This window comes from Thalassotalea litorea (assembly GCF_043642205.1).
GTDB lineage: Bacteria > Pseudomonadota > Gammaproteobacteria > Enterobacterales > Alteromonadaceae > Thalassotalea_A > Thalassotalea_A litorea.
Map to the genome: position 1 here is coordinate 29,770 of NZ_JBHZSG010000031.1, position 11,430 is coordinate 41,199.

8 protein-coding genes are annotated in these 11,430 nt (G+C 42.3%); 6 read left to right on the forward strand and 2 right to left on the reverse strand.

Features of this window, described 5'->3' with window-relative positions; translation table 11 throughout:
- Positions 1-224 precede the first annotated feature (224 nt).
- On the forward strand, positions 225-2,393 hold the full coding sequence (locus ACHUFQ_RS12665) for a winged helix-turn-helix domain-containing protein (protein ID WP_394176075.1): 2,169 nt from the start codon (positions 225-227) through the stop codon (positions 2,391-2,393).
- A gap of 34 nt (positions 2,394-2,427) precedes the next feature.
- Here ACHUFQ_RS12665 and ACHUFQ_RS12670 read toward each other — a convergent pair whose 3' ends face one another.
- A complete protein-coding gene (locus ACHUFQ_RS12670) occupies positions 2,428-2,796 on the reverse strand; it encodes a DUF3718 domain-containing protein (protein WP_394176076.1) in 369 nt (122 codons plus the stop codon).
- A 527-nt stretch (positions 2,797-3,323) separates the two neighbouring features.
- Between ACHUFQ_RS12670 and ACHUFQ_RS12675 the strand changes: the two genes are divergently transcribed.
- The 4 genes from ACHUFQ_RS12675 to ACHUFQ_RS12690 all read left to right on the forward strand — a co-directional run bounded on the left by ACHUFQ_RS12675 (position 3,324) and on the right by ACHUFQ_RS12690 (position 9,506).
- On the forward strand, positions 3,324-4,385 hold the full coding sequence (locus ACHUFQ_RS12675) for an isoaspartyl peptidase/L-asparaginase family protein (protein ID WP_394176077.1): 1,062 nt from the start codon (positions 3,324-3,326) through the stop codon (positions 4,383-4,385).
- 115 nt (positions 4,386-4,500) lie between these two features.
- Entirely contained in the window at positions 4,501-4,950 is a 450-nt protein-coding gene (locus ACHUFQ_RS12680; protein WP_394176078.1) for a CBS domain-containing protein, read from the forward strand.
- 146 nt (positions 4,951-5,096) lie between these two features.
- Positions 5,097-9,011 carry an ATP-dependent RNA helicase HrpA gene (hrpA, locus tag ACHUFQ_RS12685; RefSeq protein ID WP_394176082.1) on the forward strand — a complete coding sequence of 1,305 codons (3,915 nt, stop codon included), beginning with the start codon at positions 5,097-5,099 and terminating at the stop codon, positions 9,009-9,011.
- Between the two features lie 189 nt (positions 9,012-9,200).
- Positions 9,201-9,506: a PilZ domain-containing protein gene (locus ACHUFQ_RS12690; protein WP_394176079.1), complete on the forward strand. Its 306-nt coding sequence runs from the start codon at positions 9,201-9,203 to the stop codon at positions 9,504-9,506.
- Positions 9,507-9,658: 152 nt separating this feature from the next.
- Here ACHUFQ_RS12690 and ACHUFQ_RS12695 read toward each other — a convergent pair whose 3' ends face one another.
- Positions 9,659-10,852 carry a class I SAM-dependent methyltransferase gene (locus ACHUFQ_RS12695; protein WP_394176080.1) on the reverse strand — a complete coding sequence of 398 codons (1,194 nt, stop codon included), beginning with the start codon at positions 10,850-10,852 and terminating at the stop codon, positions 9,659-9,661.
- Positions 10,853-11,024: 172 nt separating this feature from the next.
- Here ACHUFQ_RS12695 and ACHUFQ_RS12700 point away from each other — a divergent pair, with 172 nt between their 5' ends.
- Positions 11,025-11,294 carry an acylphosphatase gene (locus tag ACHUFQ_RS12700; protein WP_394176081.1) on the forward strand — a complete coding sequence of 90 codons (270 nt, stop codon included), beginning with the start codon at positions 11,025-11,027 and terminating at the stop codon, positions 11,292-11,294.
- The last annotated feature ends 136 nt before the right edge of the window (positions 11,295-11,430 follow it).

An 11,430-nucleotide genomic window follows, 5' to 3' on the forward strand; every position in this document is an offset into this window, starting at 1 on the left:
TGAGTTTTAAAGGCGTTTGGACTACGTTACTGATTTTGGCTGATGTTGAGAGCGGAATAACCATTCTATGCAATCAAAGCTTTGTCTAAATGCCTTTAAATTCTCACTGAGTGAGCAATAATTTAATGGGATTGGTATAATCTGACGTTTATTGGTCTGTATAGCATGGCAGACAGTGGTGGTCCGTTTCGGATGATTTTGTACCGTTTTAGAAAGGATCTTATATGGCAAGTATTTCCTATCTTTTAGATGACTGGGTAGTTTACCCGGAAAAATCATTGCTTGAAAAAGATGGGGAGGTTACTCACCTTGAACCTAAGGTCATGGAAGTTCTGGTTTACTTGCTTGAAAACAGCAACCGAGTGGTTTCCAGAGAAGAGTTAAACGAGAAAGTCTGGCAGTCCCGATATACGTCCGATGATGTGATTACCCGCGCTATTTCCGTGCTGCGCAAAAAACTTAATGATCAGGGCAAAGTTCACCAGTATATAAAGACCATTCCCAAACATGGCTATTTACTCGATTATACGCCCTCGAGAAACGAACAAGCGTTTCATACCTTAGATGAACCAGCGGACGATTATGTTACCTTAAACATTAAAAAGTGGGTGTTAGCTGCCGTGGGCATTATATTGATATTGGCTATAGTCGGCTGGTACCTATTACTCGGACATGGCGTGAACGCCGAACCGGTGAAACTACGCATTGATAACTTTACGGCGAGCGACAATCTTGATGAGAGTAATCTGGTTGCAAAATCCCTGACTCAGCAGTTGATTACCACGTTAGGCAACTCCGAGCACGTACAGGTTAGCCTGAACAATCAGTTTATTGATGCTGAATCTGTGCATTTTGATTATTTTGTCGGTGGTGCGGTTCGACGTATTAACGATGATTTCCAGGTGAGTATGCATTTCGCCAATGCCAAGGAAGGAAAAGTCATTTGGAGTCAAACGTTTGCAGGGAATGTGGAAGACTGGCATTTGCTGGTGAACAGTGTTGCTAACACATTAGATTATTTTATCGAGGTGGTTGATAGGGATGGTCTGGACCTCGACTCAATGTCCATCGAAAGTATGCAAACGGCTTTGTTGATCCATCAAGCCAGACAATTACGAATGGTCAGTAACCAGCAGAACTTTTTGCTTTCAATACAATTGCTTGAAAATGGCGTTCGTACATACCCAAACTCAGAACAACTTTTGGTTGAACTTGGCATCGCTTATTATCGGGGGGCTGTTTTTTTTGATAATCCAGAATACTACGCGAAAATGCAAGGCCTGTGGGCACATAAGAAACAACGTGATGTGGCTAGCGAGAAGGCATTTATCCAAGCGTTATATCGATATGCAAATGGTGATATTGACCTTAAACAGATGATTGAAATTTCTGAGCAATCAGCCAATGCAATGCAATCGCAACCTGAGTATCATAGCTTTATTGCATCTTTTTATATGAAAAACGAACAGTATCAAATCGCCCAAACGCATTTACAGCAAGCGCTAAAGCTAGCCCCGGGATTTTCAGTGGCGACATTCTACACGGCAAAGTTGCAAAGTATTATGGGACACAATCAATCAGCCATTGACACACTGACTACCTATCTGAACTTTAATGGCGAAGATTATAGTGCGAGATATTTACTTGCCTGGTTACTCGTTGCTACAGGTAAGTTTTCAGAGGCTATTAATTTTCTTAACCAAAGCGTGATTAGGGACGAAAATAAAGAGCTTCGAGTGTTGCTCGCACAAAGCTATTTTTATTTAGATATGCCCATTATGGCAACTCAACATTATCAACGTATGCTAGCCCAATCCGATCCGTTAACCAGCGCACAAATGGAATGTCAGCTCGCCATTGCTAAAGGCGTCGCTCATTCGCGGGGAGATGCCTGTAATCTGAAAAATTCTCCGAATAGCGCAATTATTTATGGGCGATATCAAATGTTAGAAGGTAACTATGACGCCGCACTCGCTATATATCAGCCTTATTTTAACGGTCAACAACCGGATACCAGCACTATTCGTTTGTCTGATTGGGTTGATTATACGTGGTTAGTGTTCATAACCGGTAAGGTCAAAGCGGCCAAAGCGTTAGCGCAACAGTTATTGGAGCAGACATCAGAGCAACATATTCTGGGCTACGATGGTAAAGGCATAAGTGATGTGATTTTATGGTCGGTAATGGGCGATGAAGAGGCGGCCATTACGGCGTTTGATAATGCAATAGACGCAGGGTGGTTGCATATAAATAAATGGCAATACGGGGGAGCACATCCCGCGTTAACTGCCATTGAACCTAAAAAATCGTTCCAGCAACAGGTTTCCTATGTAGAGGAGTTATTGTCCAGGCAAAAACGACAAATTCATGCAAAAAAAAGCAACAGCCCCTAAGGACTGCTGCGAAACCTTTTTCCATCGAATAAGACTAATAATTGACGTGGATCTTTTCTTGAGAGTGCAGGGCGACATCTTCAATACTTACGCCTTCGATACTCTCATTCAATCGTTCGGCTGTTTTGTATGCACCATGTGTTGCTGCAAAATCAGGAATGTTCTCACCGTTACAGACAACTTTTAGTGCAACCGTTTGTGTTTTCAACCGATACTCTTTCATAGTTCTATTAAAGCGTATCAGGTTATTGGATTCTGCGGATTTGCATACATCAATTAAGGCCGTTTCCATATAGTTTGACATTAGAGCGTCAGCCGAAACGGTTGCAGGCGCGATAGTTAAGCCACAAGCTGCCACGACAGCGGCCAAAGTTGTAGGCACTTTAAGTGATAATTTATTCATCGTTGGTTACCTCAAGTTGCATTAAATCTAGCATTAAAAGTTGATGAGTCGTGCTTTCGACCCTTTAAGTAAAGGATATTTGCCTTTAAAAAACCTGAGGGAAATCTGAGGAAAGTGTGTTTTATATCTATATGAAAGTTGAGTTATCAATGAGTTATCTCTTAAATTATGAAAGTTCTTAGGAATTGCAGAGAATTTTTCGTTTTGAAGTGAACTAAGGTAATTACGAAACGTGTCAAGTTTAATCTGTTGAATAAATATGCTAATTTTATGCGGTATTTGTATATCGTTTATGGGAATATGGTTTGCAGACTTTTTGCTTCTATAACTTCTGGCATGCTGTTAATCGGGCTTTAAATGTTGTTGGGCTAAGACATTTGAGGCTTAAACCAGGTTGCTAGTGCAGAACAAGGACGTATTGATATAACCAAGTTAGCGATAACAATACGATTCTTTAAAAACATAGTGTGTTCACAAAAACAGGCTATCAATCGAATTTTAACAAGACATAAATAGAGTTGTTTAATATGTTGCATATGTTTCAAAGTAAGTTTATCCATGGCGTTATTTTATTTTCTTCGTCGGTCCTGTTCGGACTATCGAACGCTCACGCTGAAGATGCGCGAATATCTAATCCTATAGCGATTGCCATCCATGGTGGTGCGGGAACCATTTCAAAAGAAAACTTTACCCCGGAACAGGAAACGGCATATCGGAACAAGCTTAAAGAAGCGGTTGATCGTGGTTACTTGGTTTTGCAACAAGGCGGGACCAGTACCGATGCGGTTATCGCGGCTATCCAAATACTCGAAGCCAGTCCATTTTTTAATGCTGGCGTTGGTGCTGTTTATACCTATGATGGCGAACATGAGTTAGATGCATCATTAATGGATGGTAAGACGTTGGAAGCAGGTGCCGTTTCTGGGGTAAAACATGTTTCAAGTCCGATTGCTTTAGCTCGGGCGGTAAAAGATAAATCGCCACATGTAATGTTAAGTGGGGAGGGGGCGGAAGAATTTGCACGCCAGCAAAACCGACCTATGGTTGAAAACAGTCACTTTGATACACCACACCGTAAACTGCAATTGGATAAGGCAAAACAAAAACTCAACAAAACAGAGGCTGAGACCGATATCAAATCGGCCTATCAAACCCTGCCCACGAATTTTAAATATGGAACGGTCGGTGCTGTTGCGGTTGATAAGTTTGGTAACCTAGCTTCAGGGACTTCGACTGGAGGCATGACGGCAAAACGTTTTGGTCGTGTTGGCGATTCACCGATTATCGGTGCGGGCACGTACGCGAATAACGATTCCTGTGCAGTCTCTGCGACTGGACATGGTGAATATTTTATCCGATACCATGTTGCAGCTGACATTTGTGCACGGATGCAATATCAGGATATACCGCTGGCACAGGCTGCTGAGACCGTGGTAAATCAAGTGTTGGTTGATGCCGGAGGCAGTGGAGGCGTGATAGCCATTGATGCAAAAGGAAATATTTCTATGCCGTTTAATTCCAAAGGCATGTACCGGGCATCTCGCAAACAAGATGAACCGGCTTATGTGGCGATTTTCAAAACCGAGTAATGTTAACCGCAGTCATGGTGCGTATATGATTGGATTGCCACTTTTACAGTTTATCAACTAACCTTAACGTTATATAAGGCAACGAGTTTTCGCGTTTACAGGATAGGGCAAAGCGATGGAATCACTTCAAGTTAAAGATTACATGAATTTGTATCCGGTCACATTTACTGCTGATATGGCGGTAGAAGAGGCGTCATTGCGGTTTTTAAAAACCAAGCAAATTGGTGGTCCTGTCATTGATGACAATGGCCAACTTATTGGTTTTCTGTCTGAATCTGATGTTTTGGCTAAGATGTTGCAGACCAGCTATTACGCTGAACATATGGCAGATGTTAGCCAATTAATGCGCACTGAAGTTCTGACGATGAAGCCGTATACCAGTATTGTTGAACTAGCACAAACAATGCTTCAACAAAAACCTAAGGTTTATCCTGTCACTGACGATGATGGTAATCTGTTAGGGACGATTTCTCGAAATGATGTCCTCAGAGCCATCGATTTACATATTCGTTCCAGTTTTCATGAATCAACCTGGCAGCCAAAAGAGAAGCAACTTCATCGTTAATCCTTGATGTACTGGAAGTGGTCTAAAATCGATACTAGTTGATTGATTTTTGGTGTGTTGTTGTACTGCTTTTCCAATATCGAAATGGTAACATAGCAGCACTTTGTTCTCTGCTCAGGTTTTTTATCTCCGTGTCATCGCCAACCATCTCCGATTGTTTTTCCTTACTCAACCAAACCCGTCTATGTGACAAGTTTCTGCTTAAACGTCGTTTGCAGGGCTTGGATAAAATAACCAATGCAGATAAAAAACAACAGGCGCTAAAAAAAATTAGCGATGCCATCGCAGCATCAATCGCGTTAAAAAGCCAGCGCGTTGCACAACGTCCAGCGGTTAGTTACCCGGATGGACTTCCGGTAAGTGAGCATGTCAGCGAAATTAAACAAACGATTGCTGATAATCAGGTTGTGATTATTGCCGGGGAAACGGGGTCCGGAAAAACGACGCAAATTCCTAAAATATGCCTGGAACTGGGACGGGGTGTGGAAGGTATGATTGGTCATACGCAACCTCGACGGATTGCGGCAAGGACCGTTGCTAATCGTATCGCTGAAGAATTGCATACCCGGCTCGGCGATGTCGTCGGCTATAAGGTACGTTTTACCGATCAGGTTAGCGAACGCAGCTATATCAAATTGATGACCGATGGTATTTTGCTGGCGGAAATGCAAAAGGATCGGCTATTGCGTCAATATGACACCATCATTATCGATGAGGCTCATGAACGAAGCCTGAATATCGATTTTATCCTTGGCTACCTTAAACGAATTTTGCCCAAGCGTCCTGATTTAAAAATCATTATCACTTCGGCAACCATTGACCCACAAAGATTCTCCAAACATTTTAATGACGCTCCGGTTATCGAGGTATCTGGCCGAACGTATCCGGTTGATATTCTTTATCATCCTTTGTCTGAGCAGGATGATTATATTAACGGCATCATCCGTGCGGTAGAAGAGTTACAACAATTGCCTCCGGGCGATATTCTGGTGTTTTTAAATGGGGAACGGGAGATCCGAGACGCGGCAGCCGCGTTGGAGAAAGAGCAACTTCGAAACACGCATATTTTACCTTTGTTCTCGCGATTGACCGTGGCCGAGCAAAACAAAATATTTGCGCCGCATACCGGTACCAACGTCATCTTGTCCACAAACGTGGCGGAAACATCGCTTACGGTGCCAGGCATTCGTTATGTGATCGATACCGGTACGGCGAGAATTTCACGCTACAGTTATCGGACTAAAGTACAACGGCTACCCATTGAGGCAATTTCCCAAGCCAGCGCGAACCAAAGGGCGGGTCGCTGTGGTCGCGTCGCAGAAGGGGTATGTATTCGATTATATTCAGAGGACGATTTTCTCTCGCGGCCAGAATTTACCGATCCTGAAATATTAAGAACCAATTTAGCGACGGTTATCCTGCAAATGTTGGCGTTAGATTTGGGTAATATTGCGGATTTTCCTTTCGTACAGCCACCAGATCAACGAAACATTAATGATGGTATGCGTTTATTGCTGGAGTTAAATGCGATTCGTGAGCCTGATTCCGGAGCACTTAAGTTAACGGCACAAGGGAAAAACCTGGCGCGCTTGCCAATCGATCCCAGACTCGCAAAGATGCTATTTACGGGCAGTGAATTTGGTTGTAGTCAGGAACTGGCTATCATTACCGCCGGTTTAACAATTCAGGATCCGCGAGAAAGACCCATGGAAAAACAGCAGGCAGCCGATCAATATCATAACCGCTTTAAGGACAAACAATCGGATTTTATCAGCCTGTTAAACCTTTGGGCGTATATCCAGCAACAGCAAAAATCGTTAAGTAATAATCAATTTCGCAATTTGTGTAAAAAACAGTATTTATCCTATCTACGGATTCGAGAATGGCAGGATATTGTGAGTCAGCTTAGGTTAAGCTGTAAAGAGCAGGGGATTGACTGGTCTGAGTTTTCGCCACAAATCCACAAGCGCGAAGACAATGAACATGTTGAACTTGAGCTTGGTAACCAAGATGTGATTCACCAGTCGATATTATCGGGCCTATTGAGCCATCTTGGTAACCTTGATGAGAACCGAGAATATCAAGGCGCTCGTAATTCACGGTTTTTCATTTTTCCAGGATCTGGTCTTGCAAAGAAGACGCCAAAATGGGTAATGGCGGCAGAGCTCGTTGAAACCAGTCGCTTGTTCGCCAGATTTTGTGCGCGAATCGATGTTGACTGGGTCGAGCCATTGGCAAAACACCTGGTCAAGCGAACATACCTGGAGCCGCACTGGGACAAAAAACAGGGTGCGGTGATGGCTTACGAACAAGTAAGTCTGTATGGGTTGGTGATTGTAGCGAAACGAAAAGTGAATTACAGCAAGATAGATCCTCAAACCTGCCGTCTATTGTTTGCCCGGCACGCATTAGTGCTTAATGAAAGTCGAATTTCTGAAGCGTTTCTAAGCAAAAACCGCAAGTTGATCAATGACATTATTGATATGGAAGATAAGTCGCGGCGGCGGGAATTTCTTGTAGACGAAGAACAGTTAGTGGATTTTTATCTACAGAAACTTCCTGAGCATATCTGTGATCAGGCTGGCTTTTTAAGTTGGTGGAAAAAAACTAAGCGTACAAATCCAGATTTACTGTCTATGGCGAAGCACGATGTCCTACAAGACAATCAGGCTGAGTTAAATGTTCATGACTATCCAACTCTTTGGCGTCAGGAAAATATCAGTTTACCTATCAGTTATCACTTTGATCCGGGCAGTGTCGATGACGGTGTGAGTATCCATATTCCCATTTCCGTGCTTAATCAAATTCAGGACATAGATTTCGACTGGCTCATACCAGCGCTTAGGTTGGATAAAATCACTGCCTTATTGCGAGGGTTACCTAAGCAGGTAAGGAAAAATTTTGTACCTGCGCCAAACTATGCACAAGCTTGTTATGAAGCCATAACGCCAGGCAATATGACATTGACACAAGCAATGGCGAAACAGTTACTAAAAATGACCGGCGTTCGAATTGATCCAGAATTATGGAATGAATCCGATCTGGAACAACATCTAAAAATGAATTTTAAGGTTGTTAATGACAACGGCAAGTTGCTAGAGCAAAGCCGGGATCTTGGCGAACTTAAAGAGCAACTGCAAAGTCAGGTTAAACAATCGATAAAAGCCGTTGCAGATAAAGGCATCGAGAAAAAGCACATAACCGAATGGGATTTTGGGACGTTACCTAATCGCTATCAAAAAAACACAGCTAACATCACCATTCAAGCATTTCCGGCACTGGTCGATCAAGGCAAGGACGTATCGATTGAACTGTTTGAATCGGAAAAAAGTGCGAGCGATAGTATGCTCCAGGGTGTTACGAGGTTAGTGCTACTCAGCATACCGTCACCGATTAAATACCTGGAGCAAAAACTGCCAAATAAGTCCAAGCTAGGATTATATTTTAATCCTTTTGGCAAAATTTCTGATCTATTAACCGATTGTATTCATGCAAGTGCACGGGCCATTATCAATAAGCAAGGTAACTTGCCCTATGATGAAACCCGCTTTAATGAAACCAGAGATAAGGTTAGGGCAGAGCTTGCGGATGTGGTTTTGCACAGTGCTATTAAGCTCGAACAAATATTGTCTTTGCATCATCAAATTCAGAAACAGCTTAAAGGAAATTTGGGTTTTGCGGCGATTCAATCGCATGGGGATATTAAAAGCCAGTTGTCTAAACTGATTTTTAAAGGGTTTGTTACTGGCAGTGGTATTGATAAGTTGGATGATGTTTTACGTTATCTTAAAGGTATTAGCCGCCGCCTTGAAAAGCTACCTATCGACCCAAATCAGGATAGATTAAAGATGCTTGAGGTTAATAAGGCTCAAGACATGGTTGATAAACTTCAGGGTAAAAGCCGGGGAAGTGTCAGCCAAACAGAGATTCAGGAGCTTAAATGGATGATAGAAGAGTTCAGAATTTCTTTGTTTGCGCAAAACCTTGGCACAGCATATCCCATTTCGTTAAAAAGAATCAAAAATCGGATCAGCGAACTGGCTGCAAATCCAGCCAGTTAGCAAGGTTATTGGCCTGTTTGCTTTTGACAAACGATCCGAACCCCCCTATATAACAGAAGAGGATGTTAACGGTAGTTTGAAATTATTAGCATGCGTCTGCATTTTGGGTGACATTAACGCTGACCCAGATTAGGTATTTCTAAATTTAACGAATTCACAATAATGTGGGTCTAGCGAAAGGATTTTGGCATGAGTTCAATTGAAGAAAAACGGGCAAATTATCGGAATTTGCTTAATCGTCCGATAAAAATTTTTATTGATGATGACGAAGATACCATGCCTGTACAGGGAACATGCGTTGATGTCAGTGACGGTGGCATGGCAGTCGAACTGGGCCATCCAGTGGCCAAAGGTACGTTAATTCGCATTGAAAACGAATTTGACTTCAATAGTGAGTTGGCAATTTGCCTTGATCAGGGGACGGTTATTCGTTGTCAGGAACAGGATGATAAGCAATTTTTATTGGCAATTTCCTGGTCAAAAACGGCGCTTTGACGATTAATATTCCGTCTTTAAATCGGCCACAAGCGAATTGGTCTTAATTGCCAATTTCACCTTTGCTATTAGATCACATAATAAAAAAACTAATCTGATTTGATTACGCTGAATTAACCAAATCAGACAGATCCCGATAATCCTTATTTGATTTAATCTACGTAGCAGACCAGACCTTTCAAATAGTAACCTTCTGGAAAGTTTGTTGCGATTGGGTGATCGCTAGCCTGTTGTAAACGCTCAATAATTCTAGCCTGGCGTTTTGCGTCCAGAGCGGCGTCAGCAACGACTTTTTGAAAAAGATTGGCTTCCATTAATCCCGAGCATGAAAATGTTAGCAATAGTCCTTTGGGGTTTAGCAACTGCATCGCTAACATATTGATATCTTTATAGCCTCGGCACGCTCCATTGAGTTGAGATTTCGATTCTGCAAATTTGGGCGGGTCGAGAATAATCATATCGAAACGCGTTCCTTGTTCCCGATACTTTCGCAACAATTTAAATACATCTGCTTGCACGTGCTCTACGGTTTCTTCACCGATCCCATTAAGGCGCATATTTTCTTTGCTAAGTTGAATAGCCGTTTCAGAAACGTCAACATTCGTCACTTTTTTGGCCCCGTGTTTTGCACAGTGTAGTGAAAATGTTCCGGTGTAAGAAAAGCAGTTTAATATGGTTTTATCTTTTGCGTATCTGCCTGCCGCTACTCGAGAATCTCTTTGGTCGAGATAAAATCCGGTTTTGTGACCGGTATCTACGTTTACCTGTATCTGTACATCATGTTCAGTAATTGTGGCGACGGGAGAGTCGTCAGCAGGTGATTTGATCCAGCCTTTGGTTAATTCCAGGCCTTCTTTTTTACGGACTTCAACGTCACTGCGATCATAGATGCTGTGATCGGGAAACAAGGTCTCCAGGGCTTTTAAAATTAAGTGACGATTAAATTCGGCACCAGCACTCAATAGTTGGCAACTGATAATAGAACCATAAACATCGATGGTTACGCCAGGCAGACCATCTGATTCGCCAGCGATGAGACGGTAGCCGTTAAGGTTTGCTGCTTTGATAATATGCTGTCTGAGTTGCAAGGCCGATTCAATTTTGGCGAGGAAGAATTGATCATTAACCTCCTCCTTCTGAATAAAACTCCAAACCCGTATTCTAATTTGTGAGTCAGGTGAAAACGCTCCTTTTGCAAGCCATTTACCCTGGCTGTCAAAAACATCGACAGTCTCTCCCAATATAGGTTTTCCAATAACTTTTTTAATTGCTTTGGAAAATATCCACGGGTGACGACGTAAAAGAGATTTTTCTCTTCCAGGGTTTAACAAAACTCTTGCAGACATACTATATTCTTAAGTGAGTAAAAGAGTACTGATTGTAAGCAATGGTAGCTATGTAAACAATGAATTATGCCAATCAGCTTAACGAAATAATCTTTATGCATTGTTTATTGTCGAAGGCTAATGGGTATTCGGAAACAATCGGGCGAAAATAACAAATAACTAAGGTACAGATATGAAAGTTTGCTACGTAGCGACCGTAACGGGCCTTGTTCAAGGCGTTTATTTTCGAGCAGCGGCCCAAAATATGGCCATTGATCTGGGGTTAAGTGGTTATGCACATAATCAGGAAGATGGTAGTTTAGAAGTCATGGTGTGTGGTACGGAAGAAAACGCCCTGAAAATGATCAAATGGCTAGAGCAGGGGCCAGAGGAGGCCGAAGTCGAAAATGTAGATGTAGAATCTACGCACCCCAGGGATATCAACCATTTTTCAATTGGTTGATATAAAAAATGCCGAAGCAGTTTGCTTTGGCATTTTAGTATTTCATACAAAAATCAGCTAGCTTATACCAATCCCATTAAGTTTGTGCACAACTCAGAGTTAGGGCAGAGGTTCAGTTACAACATAGATTTCGTTG

What these genes read in the sequence shown, in the direction of transcription:
- ACHUFQ_RS12665 (WP_394176075.1), top strand. Translation starts at nt 225, where the DNA reads ATGGCAAGTATTTCCTATCTTTTAGATGACTGGGTAGTTTACCCGGAA.
- ACHUFQ_RS12670 (WP_394176076.1), bottom strand. Translation starts at nt 2,796, where the DNA reads ATGAATAAATTATCACTTAAAGTGCCTACAACTTTGGCCGCTGTCGTG.
- ACHUFQ_RS12675 (WP_394176077.1), top strand. Translation starts at nt 3,324, where the DNA reads ATGTTGCATATGTTTCAAAGTAAGTTTATCCATGGCGTTATTTTATTT.
- ACHUFQ_RS12680 (WP_394176078.1), top strand. Translation starts at nt 4,501, where the DNA reads ATGGAATCACTTCAAGTTAAAGATTACATGAATTTGTATCCGGTCACA.
- ACHUFQ_RS12690 (WP_394176079.1), top strand. Translation starts at nt 9,201, where the DNA reads ATGAGTTCAATTGAAGAAAAACGGGCAAATTATCGGAATTTGCTTAAT.
- ACHUFQ_RS12695 (WP_394176080.1), bottom strand. Translation starts at nt 10,852, where the DNA reads ATGTCTGCAAGAGTTTTGTTAAACCCTGGAAGAGAAAAATCTCTTTTA.
- ACHUFQ_RS12700 (WP_394176081.1), top strand. Translation starts at nt 11,025, where the DNA reads ATGAAAGTTTGCTACGTAGCGACCGTAACGGGCCTTGTTCAAGGCGTT.